This is a genomic window from Roseivirga sp. AWQ4_251, assembly GCF_056158225.1.
In genome coordinates this window covers 2,589,575-2,610,790 of sequence record NZ_JBSWSW010000001.1, presented here as the reverse complement: position 1 = coordinate 2,610,790, position 21,216 = coordinate 2,589,575, and the positions used below count along the sequence as shown (strand labels likewise).

Here is a 21,216-nt window from a genome sequence, read left to right as displayed (position 1 = left end):
CCCAAGGCTGATTTTTGGATGAATCGGCCTTGAGACGCTGCTTTTACTCAATGTTTTCTAGAATTTCGTTAAGCTTTTCAATGGTTATGGGCTTTACAATGTAATTGCTAACCACTTCGTAAGCTTGTGCTCTTTTGATGTCCTCAATATCAATGGATGAAGTAATGATAAATAGGCGAACAGTTTCTGAAGCCGGTATTTTGGTGAACTCATCCAAAAATTGCCATCCGTCCATTACTGGCATGTTCAAATCAAGTAGAATAATGCCGGGTAAATTTTCACCCGAAGACATCATCAACTTCAAACTTTCTAAGGCTTTTTTTCCATTATGAAATACCATGAAACTGTTGCAGAAATTGGCCAGTTTCATCATTCTTTTTGCGCCAAAAATAAAAATTGGATCGTCATCTATTATACACGCAACATCAATCTTCTTCATTAGTTAGATGAATTTTAAAGGTGGTTCCCTTGTTCACTTCGCTCTCTACTTCTACTTTTCCCCCCATAGATTCAATCTGGTTTCGGGTAATGAAAAGCCCAACTCCTCGAGCATCTTCATTACCGTGGAATGTTTTGTACATACCAAATATTTTTGCACCATGTAACTTCATGTCGATTCCCAGTCCATTATCAGTTACTTCAATGCGAACAAAGTTCTTTTCTTGGAAGGCATTGATCGTGATATATGGAGCTCTCTCTGGCGATTTGTATTTGATAGCGTTGGTAAAAAGGTTTAATAATATACTTTCTAAGTAGGCAGGAATGGCATCAACCGTAATGTCTCCGTCTACATCGTTTTCAATGGTGGTATGGGTTTCGATTATGGTGGCATGAATGCCAGAAACCGTTTTTTCTATATAATCTTTCAGGTTGAGTTTCAGTAAATTTTCTTTGGTTTTACTGTTCATGGCCACAACTTCATTTAGGTGGCCAATGGTTTCTCTAAGGTTCTCCGAGGCTTCAATCAGCAGTGGAAAGAATTCATTTTCTTTGATTTCAGGGGTTTCCATACTCATCAAATCGGTAAGCATAGATAGGTTTCCTGAATGCGATCTCAAGTTATGCGAAACGATGTGGGCAAAGTTCAGTAGCCTTTCGTTTTGTTCTTTGGTAACATCAAGCAGGGACTTGATTTCTCTTTCAGCCTTTTTGAGTGAACTAACATCTGCTCCAATTCCTAAAAAGCCAACAATCTCGTTTTCTTGATTTCGAATGGAGGTAACATTCAATAAAACAGGAAAAGTAGAACCATCTTTTCTAACATAAGTCCATTCTCTCGTTTCGAATCTTCCCTGTTTTGCATAAGCGAGTAGGGAGTCCAATTTGCCAATGGGCTGATTGAGCTCTATGGTTAGCTCTTGACTTCTGGTTTCCAGTTCTTGGTCCAGGTGAATTATTTCCGGAGTAGCCTTATTGACTACTTCTTCGGCTTGATATCCGAGTAGATTTTCTGCCCCTTTGTTAAATGATAGAATATTGCCATCAAGATCGGTTTCAATAATGCTTACTTGCGTACTCGCATCTTGAATACCTTGAAGCCTATTGATCGTATCTTTTAGCTGAACTTTGGTCTGTTTTCTAAGGGTGATATTATTGATTTGGGACACGAAATGGCTGGGTTCGCCATTGTCTTTCTTCACCATAGAAACTGATAAGAGTCCCCAAACCAAATGTCCGTTTTTATGAAAGTACCTTTTTTCCATTTGATAGCTTTCCCTTTCGCCTGCAATCAACTCTTGTAAAAGAGTGAGGTCAGCTTCAAGGTCGTCTGGGTAGGTTATATCTTGAAAAGTTGTGGCAAGAAATTCAGGTTTTGTGTACCCTAGCATTTCGCAAAGACTTTTGTTTACCTCGAGCCATTGGCCACTTAAGCCTACTAAGGCCATTCCATTAGCCGCAAACTCGAAAGTTTGGCGGAACTGTTCTTCTTGAAAAGCAAGTTCTCTAATCGCTTTGTTGCGTTCGCTTACATCTTCAAAAAGGCCATAAACTTTGGTGGTTTTACCGTCTTCAATATTTGGAATGCCGATACAGCGAATCCACTTTTCGTTGTTTTTTAAAGTGGTAATTTGAAATTCTATATCATAAGGTTCGTGATGGTTTATGCACTTCAAAAAACCTTCCTTAACCTTATTTATTGATTCTTCTCTTTGATAAAAAACACTTGTACTTTGAAAGTCAGGAACAAAGTCATCATCCGCCTCATGTATGGATCGTGTAACTTTGCTCCAGAAAATCTTTTGATTGATTACATCTACTTCCCAAGTGCCTATTCGAGCGGCTTCGTTAGTTTTTTCTAGCAGATTCTGGTATTTGGTGAGTAAATGCTCACGCTCTTTTATGGTGGTAATATCGGCAGTATACATAATAATGCCGCCAATTTTGTCACCTTCAATATGCCAAGGGCGAATATCCCAAGTTAACCATTGAACGGTTCCGTCTGCTCTTTCAAATTTGTCTTCAGTCCTTTTAAATGATTCACCATTTAAACACTTTTGATGGAAGCTTTTCCATTCTTCAGAAATCTCAGGGAATACCTCGTAGTGGGACTTTCCTATAATGTCTTGCCCTTCTAGATTATAGTCTTCGAGCCATTTTTGTGAAGCGGCTAAATAATTCATGCCCATATCGAACATGGCGATGGCCGAGGGGGCTTGCTCAACAAATAAGCGATTACGATGGTAGCTTTCTAGGAGAGCATTTTCAGCTTCTTTTCTTTCGGTAATGTCTTGAGTGGAGCCTGTCATCCAAGTTGGGGTTCCATCAGCAAGCCGACTTGTGATGCGACCTTTGTGCGAAACCCAAAGAATGCGCCCATCTTTATGGAACATTCTGCAGACACAATCAAAAATGGGAGTTTCGCCTTTTAAGTATTCCCTTAATTTATGTTGGCTTTTTTCACGGTCTTCAGGTAAAATAATTTTCTTCCAATCTTCACTTTCAGTAATGATTAATTCTGGGGTTTCATAGCCTAGAATTCGCGACCATCTTTCGTTAAAGCTTAGTTTGTCGTTTACTATGTCCCATTCCCACGTGCCAACATTCAAACCCTCTATTACATTATCGTATTTGTCGATTTGTCTTTTGAGTTCAAGTTCATAAGCTTTTTGGCCTGTTACATTAATGTGGGCTCCCAAGATTCTTATGGGTTTGCCCTCATGGTTAAGAATGGCCATGCCTTTGCAATGCACCCAAACAAGTCCGCCATTCTTGTGAGTGTATCTGAGAATTTCATCAAAAGTGCATTCCGTAGAATTTGAGTGGTTACGGCAAAGACTTTCGATTTTCTCTAAATCGTCAGGATGAATAATTTTTTTTAAACACGAAGTAGTATGGGGCATGGCTTCGGGATCATAGCCAAGCGTAACCCAGAATTTTGGGTTCATCCATTTGTTTTCGGGATTTTCTAAATCCCAATACCACATGCCATCAAGTGCAAAGTCTTGTATAAAGTCGAAAATTCTCTCCTCGGTTTTTACCAGTGAGTAGAGTTCGCGTTTTAGATAGTTCATCTCCTAGTTTTGGTCAGCTGCAGTATTAGAAGCTTAAAAATAAATGAAAAGTGCTTACCTTTTTTCTTTTACAAAGTGTTTGCGCTCTACGTTTGACGGCTTGCGCTCTTGCAAAATACACTTTAGCTGAATTTTTTCTTTATAAAAATGGAGATATGTGAAGAACGGAATGCTTAAAAAACTTAGGATATTATATAATTGGCTCGTTTAGAGTAATTTAATTTGAACAAAAAAAAAGCTAGGTCAAAAATAATTAACCTAGCTTTTTCTAAGAATTTATAGATTTTAATCTTTCATTTCTTCTGCGCCTGATCCTTTTCGGAACATTTTTTCGAAAGCCTTACCCAGTTCATCCAAAGCAGTTCTCAAATGATGCTTGGCTTCTTCAATTTTCGGTTCGTTTTTAGCGCGGAATTCTTCCATTTTATTTTCGAGCTTATCGCGCTGTTTCTTTAGATTTTCAATGGTGTCTTCCATTTCTTCTCTAACGTCTTCCGAAGCATGCTTGGCTTGAACAATAAGTTCATCGATTTTTATGCGGATATCTTTCAATAGATCTTCCGCTTCTTCTTTCATTCCCATTAGTTCGAAGGTCTAGTTCTGATGGTTGTACTTGTATTAATCCAGCAACCTACTTTTATAGATTGGCCTTCTTCTTTGTTTTGCTCAAACACTTGTCCAACGGTTGGGAACTGCGCTTTTGCCCTTGCTTGTCCATCACCATCTTTCGCTTTAATAAACATATCGTATGCGGCAAAGAAAATGGCTCTGTCATCTACTTGGTTTACTCCTTTTTTACAGTCATCGAAGCTTCCCATATAAAGGTTGCCAATGAAAGAATAAGCGTCTGAGGCAACTGAGTTATCGATATCAGCTGCTTTTAAGGCTTCATCTCTCGCCTGAGACTTTTTACCGTTCAAACCGTAAGCTTTGGCCAAAGAAAAGGTTACTTCAGCTTTTTTGGCTTTGTCAGTTTCTAAGGAAATGGCTTCTTTGAAATACTTTTCAGCTTGCTCATATTGTTTATCAGCCAGAAATCTTCTCCCTAAAATCGCGGCTAAACCAGAAGTAGGTTCAGATTTGTGAACAGTTTCAATAGCGGCCATAAAGAATTCAGAATCTGAACACTTGGCGTTTAAAGAAAGTTGGAAAATCTTCTTCGCTAGATTTACATCATTTGGATTTTCTTTTAATCCAGGATATAACTTCTCTTCAATAAAGGCACAGTCTACAGTAATGGTGCTGGTGAGCATTCTGCTAAGCACATCTTTATAGCCTTCTAACCTTTTAACATCTTCACCAGTAGCAATTCTTTGATCGATAATCTCATTAATTTTGGTGTAGATATCCAGTACTTGTTCTTCTGTGAAATTGTGATTTTTATCAAAACTTCGTCTCACAATATCCATATAACCAACCAAGTTGTTGTTAATTAGCTCTTCTGGCTTCTCGTATGCTCTTTGAAATGCTTTGATAGCATCCTCATATTTGTCGGAATTGTCTTTATAGAACTTATAATACTTGTAAGCTTTGTTGTTAATTTCTAAATCAGAAAGGCCGTAAAGCTCATCTTTCAAGTTGTATGAAGTGAACATAGAATCGATCAAGACCTTCTGTTTTGTTGGATCCGATTCTTTATCGGCCAATTCTTCATAGGCTTTGTAAGCATTCACATACATGCCTTCATAAAGTTTTGGCGTGTTTGTCATTAACCAAGCCAGGGCATCGGCTGCTTCTCTGTATTTTCCAATAGACATATTGTCTACGGAAAGCGCGAACCTTCTTTTAGCTTCGGCCGATAGTTCTTGATCTTCAGGCAGATTAAGATCCTGTGCAAAGGATGCAAAGCCTAAAAACAAGAGGAAAACGAATGTTATTGTTCTGTTGATCATAGCTTAAATCTTAAAAACGAATATAGCGGATAAAGAAATTACGACATCCACGTGCGATTATCAAATTGTTAACGATTTAATCCTCAATAAAAAGTGGTTTAAATTCAAATTTCTCTCCGTCAAACAAACCTAAATCACTTAGTTTTAATGATGGTATCACTAATAATGCCATAAATGACAAACTCATAAACGGAGAAGCGAGTTTGCTTCCCATTTGTTTGGATAGCGCATCAATCTGGGCATATTCTTCAGCAACTTGGTAGCCATCTTTTGGAGACATTATTCCTCCTACGGGAAGGGCAACCAATTGTTCCGAAGAATTTGAAACTGCGCTAACACCTCCTTTAGCCTCGATGATTAAATTAATGGCTTTGGTGATGGAAGCATCATCGGCACCAACCGCAATGATATTGTGTGAATCGTGGCCCACACTTGAAGCGATAGCGCCTTCTTTTATTCCGAAATTCTTTATAAATGCTATGGCTGGTTTAGCTGATTTATAGCGATTTACAACCACCAATTTCAAAATGTCCTTTTCTGTGTCGGAAACCGCATTTCCGTCTTCGTCTTTTAAAGCAGCCAAAGTAAGGCAGTTGGTAATCAATTGACCATCTAAGGCTTCAATTACGTTGACTTTACCTGTTTCGGCTCGCAGTTTAATTTTATCTTCTGTGATTTTCTCACAGTTGAAATTGTTGATGATTTGATTTTCTACTTTGGGAATTAAGGTTTTACCGTTTTCTGCTACTTTTTCTCCATTGATGTAGGTTGCTAAAACTCCAAAATTCTGAAGGTTGTCGATTATAGCAAAGTCCGCAAAATCTCCTTCTCCCAAAGAACCCACATCCAATTTATAATGGTCGATAGGGTTAATGCACGCAGCCTGAAGTACAGAAAACAGCTCGTGACCTTTATTTAAAGCTCTCTTTACCAATTGATTAATATGTCCTTCAACCAGGTTGTCAGGATGTTTGTCGTCTGAGCAGAACATGATCATGTGTGAATGATCGTGGAGTAGATCAATTAAAGCCTCGAAATTTTTGGCGGCACTGCCTTCGCGTATAGCGATTTTCATTCCGTGCTTTAGTTTATCAAGTGCTTCTTCTTTCGTGAAACACTCATGATCTGTTGAAATGCCAGCTTTGATATAGTTTTCGGCCTTTTCACCCCTTAAACCAGGCGCATGTCCATCTATAGGTTTGCCTAATTCTTGAGCGATTTTTAATTTTTCATAAACCACAGGATCATTAAAAAGTACCCCTGGCCAATTCATCATTTCAGCCAAATACTTTATTTCATCCTTCTGCAATAAATAGCGAATTTCTTCTGGAGTGATTTCAGCTCCGGCAGTTTCAAAAGTGGTAGCAGGTACACAGGATGGAGCTCCAAAGTTGAATTTGAAATTCACCTGTTTTCCGTTTTCAATCATGTATTCCACACCTGAAACGCCAAGAACATTTCCGATTTCATGCGGATCGGAAACCGTAGAAACTGTTCCATGGACTACAGCTAAGCGAGCAAATTCCGAAGGAACCAACATTGAGCTTTCCACATGAACGTGCGCATCTATAAAACCTGGAATAATATATTGGTCGGGAACGTTTTCCGAAAGTTCAATTTTAGAAATCCTTTTGCCTTCAATGTGAAGAATGCCTTTGAAAATCCTCTTTTTTCGTACGTCTACAATATTACCTGATACTTGCATTTGTTCTATTTAGAGCTGTGAAGTTCGTGTTTATAGAACAAAAGAGAAGAGAAAATGATTGAAATTAAACTGAAATAAGAATAGAGATTAAGGTGAAAAAGGATTGAATTGAGACTAAGGCTTATGTTTACTTTTCTGGATTACGCTTTAAAATGTAGTTGTCCATAGTGCCGTTTCCATAATCTTTTGTGATTCGTATTCCCTCTGAATCGGCCGAAAGTTTGTATTTGCCGCCTAATATGTAGGTCCAATCAAAATTTGCCGTAAAAGCACATTGATTAAAAAATTCAATTTCGTCTCCCTGAATCTCAAAAGTGCCTCTGCAAATTGAAGGAGCAAAACTTCCAGAATTACTTGTGCCTTCAAAAGTGTTGTTATCAATGGTTATCACAATATCTACCGGAAGAGTTTTTGTGTACGGAGTTGAGCGAAAAAACACACCGGAATAAGTACCATCTTCAAAAGAAGTTAAGTCTATATCTTCATTACAAGAAAGCGTTAATGCAAAGAGGCTAAGGAGAACAAAAAGCTTTTTCATGATTTATAAAATTTAAAAACTTAGACACCCAATAGCCGCTTTGGGGTTGTAAATGGAAAAAGCAAATTGTAAGATTTTTTTGCCTAATCATGTCCAATTTCAGGGGATGTGTACCTTTGCACAAATTTTTCTGAATGAATAAGATCAACATAGCCATTGATGGCTTTTCAGGTTGTGGAAAAAGTAGCACAGCTAAAGAAGTAGCAAAAAGGCTTCAGTATAAATTTATAGACACAGGCGCTATGTACCGATCTGTAACCTTACATATGTTGCAAAACAATATTGATTTGACAGATCAGTTGGCTGTAGAAGCTGCTCTCGAAGGTGTTGAAATTGATTTTCACTTTAATCCTGAAACAGAGAAAAGCGAGTCGATGTTAAATGGAGAGAACGTTGAAACTGAAATCAGAAAAATGTACGTTTCTGAAAAGGTGAGTGATGTAGCTGCAGTAAAGGCAGTGAGAGTGGCTATGGTGGCTCTTCAGAAGGAAATGGGAAAAGATAGGGGAGTGGTTTTGGATGGCCGCGATATTGCTTCCGTGGTTTTTCCTGATGCGGAGCTTAAAATTTTCATGAAGGCAAGTGATGAAGCCCGGGCTCAGCGTAGAAAACAAGAATTGGAAGAAAAGGGAGAAGAAGCTTCGCTAGAGGAAATCATTCGTAACTTTAAGGAACGAGATTTGATAGATTCTACCAGAGAAGAAGGGCCGTTAATTCAAATGCCTGATGCTATTGTAATAGATACTTCTGATATGGAGTTTGAAGATCAAGTAAATAAGGTGCTAAATTTGGCGCTAGAAAAAATAAACGGCTAGAAAGCTGCTAATATGGAAATCACTATCGATAAAAATTCTGGCTATTGCTTCGGTGTTGAATTCGCTATTCAAATGGCTGAAGACGAAATGGAAGATGGCAATCTTTACTGTTTGGGCGATATCGTTCACAATGGTATGGAAGTTCAGCGGCTCAATGCCAAAGGACTGAAAATCATCGATAGGGAAGACCTGAAAGATATTCACGATGCTAAGGTTTTGATAAGAGCGCATGGCGAACCGCCAGAAACTTATCAATTGGCCATGAAGAACAACATCGAATTGGTGGATGCATCCTGTCCAGTGGTTTTAAAACTTCAGAATAGAGTAAAAATGGCTTATGACCGCATGAAAGAAGTTGACGGTCAGATTGTGATTTATGGCAAAATGGGCCATGCTGAAGTTATAGGCCTAACCGGGCAAACCAATAACGAAGCCATCATCATAATGAATGATGAAGATTTGGATAAAATCGATTTTACAAGGCCCGTTACTCTATATAGCCAAACCACCAAAAGTACTTCTGGTTTTTACAGAATCAGACAGATGATTGAAGACAGAATTAGGGAGGCAAAAGGCGATTTTCAAGAAATTGACTTCAGTGCTAACGATAGCATTTGCCGCCAAGTGTCGAATAGAGAACCTCAGCTTCAAAAATTTTCCGCTGAACAAGATGTAATTATTTTTGTTAGTGGAAAGAAAAGCTCAAACGGCAGGGCTTTATACAGTGTTTGCAAGCAAGAAAATGACAGAAGCTATTTTGTTGAAAGTGAGGAAGAAGTAGAACTTTCATGGTTCAATCCAGAAGATAAAGTAGGTATTTGTGGAGCAACTTCGACCCCTATGTGGCTTATGGAACAAGTGGCAGACTACATCGGAAAATCATTCGAAAAAATACCAGTCGCATAATTCTATACTAATATTTTCCTTACCATTTTTTTTGGACTAAATTGCGCCTCGAAAAGCGGAAAATTGGCTTTTCATTGAGTGTGAAAATATTAATTTTGCTCTCAATTTTTGATCAACCTTATTGATTCGCAACTAAAAGAGTATGTCTAAAATTGTAAAGCTTAAAAAAGGCTTTGACATCAATCTGGCAGGTAAGGCAGAAAAGAAGATCGCTGAATCCATCCAAGCTGAAACGTACGCTATTAAGCCGTCTGACTTTGTCGGCATGAAACGCCCTAAACTATTAGTGGCAGAAGGCGCTAACGTTAAAGCAGGAACTCCCATTTTGTACGACAAAATGCAGGAGAATGTGATGTTTTGTTCCCCAGTCAGTGGCGAAATTGTCGAAGTAAAAAGAGGAGCCAAAAGAAAGATTCTAGAAGTCAAGATTTTGGCAGACAAGCAGATCGAGTTTGAAAACTTTCAATCGTACAGCTTGTCCGATATCAATGGCCTCAGCAGGGAAGAAGCACAGTCTCAAATGCTTAAAGGTGGTGTTTGGCCAAACATTATCCAACGACCGTACGGTGTTGTTGCCAACGAAAATGATAGCCCTAAGGCGATTCATATTTCTACTTTCGATACTCACCCTCTAGCTGCGAACCTTGCTTTCACTCTTCAGGGGCAAGAAGAAGCCTTTAAAGTAGGTGTAAGCATCCTGAAAAAATTCACCGAAGGTAAAATTCACTTGAACCACGACTTAAATGCCGAGGTTTCTACCGTTTTTACCAATATCGATAACGTTGAAAACAACAAGTTTTCTGGGCCTCACCCAGCAGGTAACGTAGGTGTTCAAATTCACCACTTAGATCCTGTAAATAAAGGTGATGTTGTTTGGACTGTAGCGCCTCACGCTGTTGTTCAAATCGGAAAGCTTTTCTTAGAGGGTAAATATGACGCTTCTCGCTTAGTTGCGGTTTGTGGTTCAGAAATCAAAGCCCCTCAATACTATAAAGTATACACAGGAACAGCCATCAACAGACTTGTAGAGAATAACTTGAAGCAAGATCACGTGCGTTTCATTTCTGGAAACGTGTTGACGGGAGAGAAGATTTCGAAAGATGGTTACTTAGGTTTCTATGCGACTTCTCTTTCTGTAATTCCTGAAGGAGATCATGCAGATTTCTTGGGTTGGATTATGCCTAAGAAAGATGTTTTGAGTTTCCACAGAGCATGGGGATTGTTCTCTTTCATGAATGGTAAGAACAAAGAATATGTACTGGACACCAACACCAATGGTGAAGACAGAGCATTTGTTCAAACCGGTACTTTCGAGAAAGTAACCCCAATGGATATTTATCCAACATACTTATTGAAGTCTATCCTAGCCGAGGATTTTGACAATATGGAAGCATTGGGTATTTACGAAGTGGTTGAAGAAGATTTAGCGCTTTGTGAATATGTGGACGTGTCGAAGCATGATGTGCAGCATATTGTAAGGCAAGGTATTGAATTGATGCAAAACGGATAAGGATGAAGTTTTTACACAAGCTATTAGAAAAACAAAAACCTATGTTCGAAAAGGGTGGTAAGCTAGAGAAGTTCTACTACCTTTTTGAAGCTGGTGAAACGTTTATGTTCTCTCCTGCAACTACAGCCAAAAATAAGGGTGTGCAGGTAAGAGATGCGATTGATTTGAAGAGAATGATGATGACTGTGGTAATTGCCATGGTTCCTTGTCTTGTTTTCGGAATATTTAATGTAGGATATCAGCATCACGTGGCAGTTGGAGAAGCAACTTCTTTCTGGTCGGGTGATAACTTCCTATTTGGTCTTCGTTATGTGTTGCCAATCCTTTTGGTTTCTTATGCCGCTGGTGGTATTGTAGAAGCTATTTTTGCGATTGTTAGAAAACACCCAATCAACGAAGGTTTCTTGGTAACGGGTATGTTGATTCCTTTGATTGTTCCTCCAACTATTCCATTATGGCAAGTTGCTTTGGCTACAGTTTTCGGAGTTCTTATTGGTAAAGAAATTTTTGGTGGTACTGGTATGAACGTTTTGAACGTTGCCATGACAGCCAGAGCATTCTTATACTTTGCTTACCCTTCTCAAATTTCTGGTAACGTTTGGACTCAACTTGCAGGCCAAACTCCAGTAGACGGATACACCGGTGCTACAGCTTTGGCAGTAGCTTATGATACTTCTATTTCAGGAACTGGCGATGTAGTTTCTGCTTTTGGTGATTTCTTCAGTTTCAACAATATGATGATGGGTTATATCCCTGGTTCAATTGGAGAAACTTCTACCATTATGGCCTTGATCGGTGCACTTATTTTAATTGCAACTGGTGTAGGAAGCTGGAAGATTATTGTTAGCGTATTTGGTGGAGCTTTCATAATGGGCTCTATTTTCAATGCAGTAGGTTACAACGCGTTTATGGATTTACCAGCACATTATCACTTGGTAATGGGAGGTTTGGCTTTTGGAGCTGTATTTATGGCTACCGATCCGGTTTCGGCTTCTCATACTGAAGTTGGTAAATGGATTTACGGTTTATTAATAGGTATGCTTACCGTTTTGATTAGAGTAGTGAACCCAGCTTATCCTGAAGGAATTATGTTGGCGGTTCTGTTTATGAACGTTTTCGCTCCGCTAATCGATTACTATGTAGTTCAAGCAAACAAGAAAAGGAGGTTAGCACGTGCGACAGTCTAATACTTACATCATATTATATTCAGTAGGGCTTACTGTAGTACTTGCCTTATTGTTATCAGGAGTTTCTCAAGGCTTGGGCCCAGCTCAAAAGAAGGCGCAAGACTTGGATACTAAAAAGCAGATTTTGGGAGCTATTCCTGCTGAAAAAGCAAAGCTTGCCGAAATGAGTGCTGAAGAAGTTCTATCGAGATATTCAGAAGTGATTACTTCTGTTGTAGCAGATTATCAAGGCAACTTGGTTTCTACCAACGAAAAGGGCGAACCAATTGTAGCTGAGAATGTGAACATCGAGAAAAACTACAAAAAGTCACCAGAAGAAAGAATGTACCCTGTTTTCAAATACAATAGTAATAGCGAAACAGCTTACATCATTCCTACTTTTGGAGCTGGTCTTTGGGATGCTATTTGGGGATATGTAGCCCTTGCATCTGATGTAGAAACTATTGAAGGTATAACGCTAGCCCACAGAGGAGAAACTCCAGGTTTGGGAGCTAGAATTACTTCCGATGAAATTCAGCAGAGATATCAAGGTAAATCAATTTTCGATAACGGTGAATTGGTTTCGGTTACCATGATTAAAGGTGAGGGTAATCCTGAATCTAAATTGGGGCCTAATAAAGTAGACGGTATGGCAGGAGCAACCCTAACTGGTAAAGGGGTTAATTCAATGTTGTACAACTATTTCGGTTACTATCAGAACTACTTCGACAAGCATGTGAAGAGCTCAGATGCTATGACAATGAACAACCAGTAAAAGGAAAGAGCATGAGTACTGAAACTTTAGAAAAACCAGTTGTAAAGAAAGAACCAGTTTTTTCGAAAAGAAGAAAAAAACTAGTAAGCGATCCGCTTGTTGATGATAACCCAATCACCATTCAGGTTTTGGGTATTTGTTCTGCCTTGGCGGTAACCACCCAAATGAAGCCTACTTTGGTAATGGCCATTTCGGTAACCTTAGTATTGATGTTGTCTAACCTTATCATTTCTTTGATGAGAAATACAATTCCTTCTAGGGTTAGAATTATTGTTCAGTTAGCTGTTGTAGCAACTTTGGTAACCTTGGTAAACGAGGTTTTGAAAGCTTATGCTTACGACATGTACAAAGAGTTATCTGTTTTCATCGGTCTTATCATCACAAACTGTATTGTAATGGGACGTCTTGAAGCTTTTGCTTTGGGTAACAAGCCTTACGATTCAATGCTAGATGGTTTAGGAAGTGGATTAGGATATTCTTGGATCATTCTTACTGTGGCCTTCTTCAGAGAAATTTGGGGTTCAGGTAAAGTATTTGGATATCCTGTATTCGAAGCTATGAACTTTGATATTGCCACAAACGGCTTGATGGTTTCGCCTGTAGGAGCTTTCATCGTATTGGGTTGTATCATCTGGATTCAAAGAACCAAAACTGGTTACGTAGAACACTAAAAAGACACAATCATGGATTTAATTAACTTAGGAATAAAATCAATTTTTATTGAGAACATGATTTTTGCCTACTTCTTGGGTATGTGTTCTTTCCTTGCGGTATCTAAAAAGGTATCTACAGCGTTTGGTCTTGGTTTGGCAGTAGTATTCGTATTGGGTATGACTGTGCCAATGAACTGGTTACTCGACCAGTTTGTATTGAAAGAGGGAGCTCTTTCATGGTTAGGAGCTGGCTTCGCTACTGTAGATTTATCTTTCCTTAGATTTATCATGTTCATCGCTATTATTGCTGCAATGGTGCAGTTGGTAGAGATGACTATCGAGAAATATTCTCCATCACTTTATGGTTCACTTGGTATTTTCCTTCCACTTATTGCGGTAAACTGTGCTATTTTGGGTTCTTCCCTTTTCATGGCACAAAGAGACTATACTATTGGTGAAGCTACTGTATTCGGATTTGGTTCTGGTATCGGTTTCTTCTTGGCAATTGTAGCTTTGGCTGCGATCAGAGAGAAATTGAAATACTCAAACGTTCCTGACGGATTGAAAGGTTTGGGTATCACCATGTTCATTACCGGTTTGATGGGTATTGCATTTATGAGTTTTATGGGTATTTCTATCTAAGAGAGAAGTTACCTTTAGATATAAAAGCACTTTCGAAAGAGAGTGCTTTTTTTGTGCCTTATGGTTAAGGTTTGAATTTAATACGAACTCTTTTTGGGGAAGAAATGAATGTGTTCCTGCGTTTCGCAGCCTTCCAACTTGGTCCTTCTTTTATCAATCGAATGGCCTCTTCATCGCAGCCAAAGCCAACACTTTTTCTGATTTCGAAGTAGCTAAGTGTACCGTTTGGATTTATAGTGAATTTCACCACAACTGTTCCTTTTATGTTGGCTGTTTTAGCTGCTTCTGGATACTGCAAACTATCTTCAATATAAGCTTTGAAAGCCTTCATCCCGCCTTCAGGAAGGGCCGCTGAATATGTGTCATCAGTAACTGACATCCCTGGATCGTATGCAGTCACAACAACTTCACTTAGTTCCGTAAGATCAGGTTGAAGCTTGATGTTGAGGGAATCTAAAGAAGGGTGTATTTCAAATTCCTGAGTAACGTAACCGAGGTATTTGGCAATCAAAGTCACAGGTTCTTTAACCAATATCTGGGCATAGCCATTCATGTCAGTAGGAGTGCCTTCTGAGGTTCCCTTCCTTATAATGGTTACAGCAGGTAGCGGTAGTTCATCTTCTGCATCCACAACTTGAATGATAATGTTTTTAGCCAATGCATTGTCAGTTTTCTTGCTTGGAGAAGCCATAGCTGTTAATCGATTTGCAGCGGTTGTCGTGTCCATAAATGCGGATCTGCTTCTCCTGTTTTCGATTTGAATGCCCGCCACTTTTCCTTGAAGAGTTTGACTTATTGATTCTTCGAGTTTTTTGACTTTAATCTCCGCAATTTGAGTTTCTATAACTTTTCCAATTTCACCTTCTAGGTTTATCGTTTGAGGTTCAACTTTAGCAATTTCTGTTTTTTCCTCCTCATCTGCTTCGAAAACAATTTCAGCTAATTCCACATCCGCCAAGGTTGATAAATTGCTTTGCGGCTGAGATAAGGACATATTAGCGGGTTTTTCTTTTTCAGTATTTGCTAGTTGAAGAGTGCTCAACGGTTTAGGCTCAATTAATGAAATCGAGTCTTTTTGAGACGTCACCTGTTCTTTTTGAGCCGTTTCTTGAGAGTCTATTTTATCAGTATTATCCTGAAACCAAATAAAAACGAATGTTAAGCTGAAGATGATTAAGATGCTAGCGGCAACTCTCCAATTGAATTTCCAGAAAATGGCTTTTCTTTTTCTTCCCCAGCTAAGCGAGCATCTAATCGCTTTTCTAATGTTTGAAGATCTTCTTCATATTCATACGAAGCCAAGGATTCCATGCCTTCAAGAGCATCTTCATAAAACGGATCATCTAACAAAAGGCGTTCAACTTCATGCTCTTCCGCTGAAGTCAGTTCACCATTTTTGTAAGCCTTAAGAAGCTCTGGCGTTAATTTTTCAATATGGTTATGCTTCTTGCTCACGAAGTCTTTCTATACAAATTTTTAGATTTCTACGTCCGTTTTGAATGTAGCTTTTAACCTTTTTTAAGTCGAAGCCAGTTGTTGATTCTACCTGTTGATAGCTGTTTTTTTCTAAGTAAAACAGCTTGATGCATAACTGTTGTTCTTCATTCAATTGCTCAACGCAGTGGTTCATCTTAGTGAGGTCGTCCTCAAGCTTTTGTTCTTCATAATCATGATGCGGAGCTAAATGAAATTCCATAAATGTTTCACCATTCAATTTCTCTTCATTTCGTTTTTGCTTCCGCAAATACATCAAACATTCGTTTTTGGTGAGTACATAAATCCAACTTTTAAAGTTGGAAATGTCATTGGATTTTAAGCTTTCCATCAGTTTTTCGAAAACCTGCATGGTCATGTCTTTTGCCAAATCCCTTTCTTGCAGATACTTCAAGCTAACTCCGTAAACCAAGCTCATATATCGCTTATATAGCAAACCAATGACTTTTGAGTCAGTGGTTTTTCGATACAGAGCAATCAAGTCTGAATCTGATTTTTGGTCGATATGAGAAGTAGTTTTACGAAACAATTTCAGCTAAAATCAAAAAATCTTCTTGGCATTTATGGAATGTTCGAATTCCGCGCATCTCATGAGAAAAGGATTTAAAACTAAACTTTTTCAGCCATGAAGAATATACTGATAGTAATGATGCTAATGATAAGCACATTCCATAACCAATCTCAAAAAAATATTGAAAAAGAAATTACCGGTGTGGTATATGGCGCTGACGATGGTCTTCCCTTACCAGGTGTGTCGGTTATACTTAAGGGAACAACGGAAGGGACTGTTACCGATAATGAGGGAAAATACAGCATCACAATACCTGATAATGGAGGACGGCTTATATACCGATATATTGGGTATGTCACTCAAGAGGTGGAAATAAGAAAACAGACAGTTATCAATATAAGGTTGAACCCAGATGTGGTTTCTTTGGAGGAAGTGGTCGTGACCGGTTATTCTAGTAAACTCAAGGGGAAAGTTGCAGGAGTGGCTATACAGTCTGATAAAGGAAAGTCTTTGCCTATGGCGCGTCCGCATTCGAATTCATTTATGGTTTATCCATCTCCACCACAAGACAATGAAGAGTATGACGAGATCAATGAAAGTGGATTTTTATCCCCGTGGAAGAATCCGTTTTCCACTTTTTCCATCGATGTGGATGCCGCTTCGTACAGTAATATGCGCAGGTTCATCAATCAAGGTCAAAAACCTCCGAAAGATGCCGTTAAAATCGAAGAATTGATCAATTATTTTGATTACGATTATGAAGGCCCTTCTGGAACTACACCTTTTGCAGTTCATCATGAGGTATCAGCAGCGCCTTGGAATAAGGATCACAAGCTTGTACATATCGGATTACAGGGCATAAAAATTGAAACCGAAGATTTACCAGCATCTAATCTGGTTTTTCTAATTGATGTTTCTGGTTCTATGAACGACCAGAATAAACTTCCGCTGTTGGTGAAATCTTTCAAGCTTTTGGTGAATGAATTGAGGGAAGAAGATCATGTGGCGATTGTAGTTTATGCAGGAGCTGTGGGCGAAGCATTGCCTTCTACCTCGGGTGCGCAGAAGAGTAAAATCATTAAAGCTTTAGAAAAACTTCAGGCAGGTGGATCTACTGCCGGAGGTGCCGGAATAGAATTGGCTTATCGTATTGCCAAGGAGAATTTTATTGAAGGCGGAAACAACCGCGTAATTTTAGCCACTGATGGCGACTTTAATGTGGGCGCTTCAAGTAATAGAGCCATGGAAGACTTGATTGAAGAGAAAAGAAAGGAAGGCGTTTTTCTTACCGTTTTGGGTTTTGGAATGGGGAATTATAAAGATTCCAAAATGGAAACGCTTGCTGATAAAGGCAATGGAAACCATGCTTATATCGATAATATTCTTGAGGCCAAAAAAGTGTTGGTGAATGAGTTTGGAGGAACACTTTTTACCATTGCTAAAGACGTAAAACTTCAAGTTGAATTTAACCCAGCTACCGTTCAGTCTTATCGCTTGATTGGTTATGAAAACAGAAGGTTGAATGATGAAGACTTTAATAATGACAAGAAGGATGCAGGAGAATTAGGTTCTGGTCATAGCGTAACGGCCTTGTACGAAATAATTCCAGTGGGAGTGAATAGTCGATTTAAAGCTTTGGATGATCTTAAGTATCAAGAAACGGAAGTTAAACCTACCAGCGGCAACACCACAGATTTAATGACGGTTAAACTTCGCTATAAGCAACCAGAAGGGGAGAAAAGCCAGTTAATTGAGCATGTGGTTAAAAATCAATCCGTTGAGCTGAAAAATACTTCAGAAAACTATCGATGGTCTGCTGCTGTGGCTGGCTTTGGAATGTTGCTTCGTGATTCTGATTATTCGAATGGATTGAGCTATGACGATATTATTCTTTTGGCTAAAGGAGCTAAAGGCATTGATGAAAATGGCTATCGAGCTGAGTTTATCAAACTGGTAGAAATGGTGGAGTTGTTTTGAGTTGGAAGGGAGCCATGCTAATGTAAAATGGCTCCCTGTTTTCTGAATAGATTACTCGAATTTGAACGAACGTTTAAATTTTTGGTGTTTTTTTAAAACGTAAGTGTTTCTTTTGCGTATTCGTTTTCAAATCAGGCTTTTAGCCACTTTAGAACCATTAGATTACCCAAATGAAAACTTTTATTTCATTACTATTTGCCTTACCTCTTTCGTGGAGTTCTTACTTTGTTTCGGTTGGAGCCGATGATATTTTAGGCGAATGGTGGATTGAAGATAAAACTGCCAGAGTTGAGATTTATAAGTGCGACAATGAATATTGTGGCAAGGTAACTTGGCTTGAGTATCCCAATGACAAAAATGGAAAACCTCGCGTAGATAAAAACAATTCGAATGAAGGACTTAGAAGGCGTCCATTAGTTGGTATTGACCTTTTCGAGGGCTTTCACTTTGAAGATGGAGAATGGATTGACGGCAAGATTTATAACCCGCAAAACGGCAAATTCTACAGCTGTATTCTTCGTATGCATGAGAGCCAATTGGAAGTTCGCGGTTACTATGGTTTCACTTTTATAGGCAAAAGCACCACTTGGAGTAAAGTGAAGTGATTTCGGATTAATCATCAAATTGCACTTGCATTCGCTCAATTCTATCGGCTAATTTTTCTGTAGTAAATCTTTCGCGAAGCCTATCTACCATAATAGGAAAACAAAAAGGAGTAGGTTTTTGAGGTTTTCGAACCACTATGCTTTGTTGGTTGATGCGTGCTAAAGCTGTGTTCAACCTTGATTTCTCAAATTGAAGAGTTAGCACTTCTTCGTTAGCTTGCTTCAATAAAAGGTTTTCAGGGTCATAATCTTTAAAAACCTGAAATATCATACTCGAAGAGGCTTGCAAGTGTCTGTTAGTAATTCCTTTTCCAGGGTAACCTTGAAAAATCAAACCCGCAATTGAGGCGATATCTCTAAATTTGCGAAGCGCCATTTCAGTGCTGTTAATGCTCGCATAAACATCTTCCAGCAGATTCTCTTCCGAGAAAGCATCTAACTCCAAAAAGTCTTCAACCTCAACATCTTGATCAGTAAGCAGTTCGAAACCGTAATCATTTGAAGCTATGGAAAAGGTGATGGGTTGGCTAACACTAATTCGATAAGCTACAAGCGCAGCTAATACTTCGTGAATGTATTTGCCTTCGAAAGGATAGACATAAATGTGAGTGCCTTCATTGGTCTTGATTTGCTCAATGAGCAATTCCTTTTCTGTAGGTAGAAGGGAAGCCTTTAGTTGTTTTTCTAAAAGAGGTTTTAGCTTTTCCATTTCTGGGCCTTCAAAAACTCCTTGTGCGGCTTCTTCTAACTTCTTCCTTATTTCTTCGGAAAGTAATGAAGAAAAAGAAGCTCGTCCACCTCCCCAGCGAGGAATGGCTCCCGTTTTTCGATTGCTCTTTTTCACTTGAGCTGTCATTTCTTTAATTCTGACCAACTCTAGGTTTCTACCAGCAAACCAAAACGTGTCTCCGGGATTAATGCGAGAAATAAAGCTTTCTTCAACCGTTCCAATGTAACCTCCAGTGGCATAACGAACCTTGATCATGGGGTCAGAAACTATGGTGCCCATGGAAAGCCGATGGCGCATAGCAATTCTTCGGTTGTTTACTTTAAACTTTCCGTCTGCTTCAATTTCCACTTTGGCGTATTCATCATATGCGCTTAAAGAGCTTCCACCAGTTGTGATGAATTCTAAACACCATTGCCATTCTTCAATACTCAAATCGCGATAGGCATTTGTGGATTTTACTTCTTCGAAAATTTCTGCTTCATAAAAACCCGGCCCTACAGCTAAGGTGACAAGGTATTGCACTAAAACGTCATACGATTTTAGCAAAGGATTCCGACTCTCGAATTGTTTTAAGGCAATGGCCTCTTTTAATGCGGCTGCTTCTATTAATTCTAAAGAATGGGTAGGAAGGAAGTATATTTTGCTGGTGGCTCCCGGTTGATGACCACTTCGGCCAGCTCTTTGAAAAAAACGAGCAATTCCTTTTGGGCCTCCGGCCTGAACTACGGTGTCAACAGGTCTAAAATCCACTCCAAGATCTAAACTTGATGTGCAAACCACACACTTTAATTTGCCTGCGTGAAGGGCTTCTTCTACCCAAAGTCGAATATTATTGTCCAGCGAACCATGATGCATCGCTACCAAACCAGCAAGTTGTGGGGCTTTTTCCATCAATTTCTGATACCAAATTTCCGTTTGAGAGCGAACATTGGTAAAAAGCAGAGTAGAATTGTGTTTCTCTAGAATAGGAATGAGCTGAGGTAGCATATTCAGCCCCAAATGGCCAGCCCAAGGCAATGAGTTAACAGATTCTGGAAGAATGGATTCTACCTCAATTTTCTTTTCAACTTCGGCTCTGATGATTTCTGCCCGTTCAAACTCTGAGCCCAAAAGCACTTGTGCGGCTTCTTCTAAATTTCCGATGGTAGCTGAAATGGCCCAAACTTTCAGTTTATGTTGAGAAAGGTGTTTGATTCTTGAAAGCCCCAATTCCATTTGAACACCTCTTTTGCTGCCTAAAAGTTCGTGCCATTCATCAATAATAATGGCTTTCACCTGCTTGAAAGTTTTCGGGCTATCTTTTTGTGCAAGCAAAACATGGATGCTCTCAGGCGTAGTTACCAAGGCCGCGGGCATGCTTCTGCTTTGCCGGGTTCTTTCTTTTTGAGTGGTGTCTCCGGTTCGTAAGCCAACTTCACAACCCAGCGCTAAGTCATCGCAAACTTGTTGCATGGCTTGCTGAATGTCTTTAGCTAAGGCACGCAAGGGCGTTACCCAAATTACTTGAAGACCGGCTTTATGAACTGGATTGTGGAGCTGTTCTAAAACTACTCCGAGCCATAAAGCGTAAGTTTTTCCGCTACCAGTTGGCGCATTTAATAGGCCACTTTTTCCTGAAAGGTAGGCTTGCCAAGTTCTTTTCTGAAAATCGAAAGCTTGCCAGTTTTTAGTGGCAAACCATTGAAGAGCTTGAGCAATATCAGTTTTCATGGGTGATTACTAACCTAATCTATTTTGAGCAAATAGGTTAAGGCTTCAACCAAAAAAACTTATCGGAGTTTGAAA

19 protein-coding genes are annotated in these 21,216 nt (G+C 39.1%); 9 read left to right on the top strand and 10 right to left on the bottom strand.

What is annotated here, in order from left to right; translation table 11 throughout:
• Positions 1-43: 43 nt before the first annotated feature.
• The 6 genes from ACXACJ_RS11320 to ACXACJ_RS11295 all read right to left on the bottom strand — a co-directional run bounded on the left by ACXACJ_RS11320 (position 44) and on the right by ACXACJ_RS11295 (position 7,647).
• The gene (locus ACXACJ_RS11320) at positions 44-439 is read right to left on the bottom strand and encodes a response regulator (RefSeq protein WP_475134478.1); all 396 of its coding nucleotides are present in this window, start codon (positions 437-439) and stop codon (positions 44-46) included.
• A complete protein-coding gene (locus tag ACXACJ_RS11315; protein ID WP_475134477.1) occupies positions 426-3,512 on the bottom strand; it encodes a PAS domain-containing protein in 3,087 nt (1,028 codons plus the stop codon). The genes ACXACJ_RS11320 and ACXACJ_RS11315 overlap by 14 nt, the downstream gene beginning before the upstream one ends.
• Positions 3,513-3,797: 285 nt before the next feature.
• On the bottom strand, positions 3,798-4,088 hold the full coding sequence (locus ACXACJ_RS11310) for a sll1863 family stress response protein (protein WP_475134476.1): 291 nt from the start codon (positions 4,086-4,088) through the stop codon (positions 3,798-3,800).
• 5 nt (positions 4,089-4,093) lie between these two features.
• Positions 4,094-5,404: a tetratricopeptide repeat protein gene (locus ACXACJ_RS11305; protein WP_475134475.1), complete on the bottom strand. Its 1,311-nt coding sequence runs from the start codon at positions 5,402-5,404 to the stop codon at positions 4,094-4,096.
• A 76-nt stretch (positions 5,405-5,480) separates the two neighbouring features.
• On the bottom strand, positions 5,481-7,109 hold the full coding sequence (gene ade, locus ACXACJ_RS11300; RefSeq protein ID WP_475134474.1) for an adenine deaminase: 1,629 nt from the start codon (positions 7,107-7,109) through the stop codon (positions 5,481-5,483).
• Between the two features lie 127 nt (positions 7,110-7,236).
• The gene (locus ACXACJ_RS11295) at positions 7,237-7,647 is read right to left on the bottom strand and encodes a hypothetical protein (RefSeq protein ID WP_475134473.1); all 411 of its coding nucleotides are present in this window, start codon (positions 7,645-7,647) and stop codon (positions 7,237-7,239) included.
• A gap of 134 nt (positions 7,648-7,781) precedes the next feature.
• Between ACXACJ_RS11295 and cmk the strand changes: the two genes are divergently transcribed.
• The 7 genes from cmk (at position 7,782) to nqrE (ending at position 14,114) form a co-directional block, all read left to right on the top strand.
• Positions 7,782-8,462 carry a (d)CMP kinase gene (cmk, locus tag ACXACJ_RS11290; protein WP_475134472.1) on the top strand — a complete coding sequence of 227 codons (681 nt, stop codon included), beginning with the start codon at positions 7,782-7,784 and terminating at the stop codon, positions 8,460-8,462.
• Positions 8,463-8,474: 12 nt separating this feature from the next.
• Positions 8,475-9,368, top strand: coding sequence for a 4-hydroxy-3-methylbut-2-enyl diphosphate reductase (locus tag ACXACJ_RS11285; protein ID WP_475134471.1), 894 nt, complete (start codon positions 8,475-8,477; stop codon positions 9,366-9,368).
• Between the two features lie 142 nt (positions 9,369-9,510).
• Positions 9,511-10,878, top strand: coding sequence for a Na(+)-translocating NADH-quinone reductase subunit A (locus ACXACJ_RS11280; protein WP_475134470.1), 1,368 nt, complete (start codon positions 9,511-9,513; stop codon positions 10,876-10,878).
• A 2-nt stretch (positions 10,879-10,880) separates the two neighbouring features.
• A complete protein-coding gene (locus ACXACJ_RS11275) occupies positions 10,881-12,065 on the top strand; it encodes an NADH:ubiquinone reductase (Na(+)-transporting) subunit B (protein WP_475134469.1) in 1,185 nt (394 codons plus the stop codon).
• Positions 12,052-12,819 (top strand): NADH:ubiquinone reductase (Na(+)-transporting) subunit C, encoded by a 768-nt coding sequence (gene nqrC / locus ACXACJ_RS11270; RefSeq protein ID WP_475134468.1) that lies wholly within the window; start codon positions 12,052-12,054, stop codon positions 12,817-12,819. Before ACXACJ_RS11275 ends, nqrC begins: the two co-directional genes overlap by 14 nt.
• A gap of 11 nt (positions 12,820-12,830) precedes the next feature.
• A complete protein-coding gene (locus ACXACJ_RS11265) occupies positions 12,831-13,490 on the top strand; it encodes an NADH:ubiquinone reductase (Na(+)-transporting) subunit D (RefSeq protein ID WP_475134467.1) in 660 nt (219 codons plus the stop codon).
• A gap of 12 nt (positions 13,491-13,502) precedes the next feature.
• Entirely contained in the window at positions 13,503-14,114 is a 612-nt protein-coding gene (nqrE, locus tag ACXACJ_RS11260) for an NADH:ubiquinone reductase (Na(+)-transporting) subunit E (RefSeq protein WP_475134466.1), read from the top strand.
• 64 nt (positions 14,115-14,178) lie between these two features.
• Here nqrE and ACXACJ_RS11255 read toward each other — a convergent pair whose 3' ends face one another.
• The 3 genes from ACXACJ_RS11255 to ACXACJ_RS11245 form a co-directional block, all read right to left on the bottom strand.
• Positions 14,179-15,108, bottom strand: coding sequence for an energy transducer TonB (locus ACXACJ_RS11255; RefSeq protein WP_475134465.1), 930 nt, complete (start codon positions 15,106-15,108; stop codon positions 14,179-14,181).
• 179 nt (positions 15,109-15,287) lie between these two features.
• A complete protein-coding gene (locus tag ACXACJ_RS11250) occupies positions 15,288-15,569 on the bottom strand; it encodes a hypothetical protein (protein ID WP_475134464.1) in 282 nt (93 codons plus the stop codon).
• A complete protein-coding gene (locus ACXACJ_RS11245) occupies positions 15,553-16,137 on the bottom strand; it encodes an RNA polymerase sigma factor (protein WP_475134463.1) in 585 nt (194 codons plus the stop codon). Before ACXACJ_RS11245 ends, ACXACJ_RS11250 begins: the two co-directional genes overlap by 17 nt.
• A 96-nt stretch (positions 16,138-16,233) precedes the next feature.
• On the opposite strand from ACXACJ_RS11245, the gene ACXACJ_RS11240 reads away from it, so the two are divergent.
• Both ACXACJ_RS11240 and ACXACJ_RS11235 read left to right on the top strand, forming a co-directional pair.
• The gene (locus ACXACJ_RS11240; RefSeq protein WP_475134462.1) at positions 16,234-18,096 is read left to right on the top strand and encodes a vWA domain-containing protein; all 1,863 of its coding nucleotides are present in this window, start codon (positions 16,234-16,236) and stop codon (positions 18,094-18,096) included.
• A 170-nt stretch (positions 18,097-18,266) separates the two neighbouring features.
• A complete protein-coding gene (locus ACXACJ_RS11235; protein ID WP_475134461.1) occupies positions 18,267-18,701 on the top strand; it encodes a DUF2147 domain-containing protein in 435 nt (144 codons plus the stop codon).
• Between the two features lie 7 nt (positions 18,702-18,708).
• On the opposite strand, the gene ACXACJ_RS11230 is transcribed toward ACXACJ_RS11235, so the two are convergent.
• Positions 18,709-21,141: a ligase-associated DNA damage response DEXH box helicase gene (locus ACXACJ_RS11230; RefSeq protein WP_475134460.1), complete on the bottom strand. Its 2,433-nt coding sequence runs from the start codon at positions 21,139-21,141 to the stop codon at positions 18,709-18,711.
• Positions 21,142-21,216 lie beyond the last annotated feature (75 nt).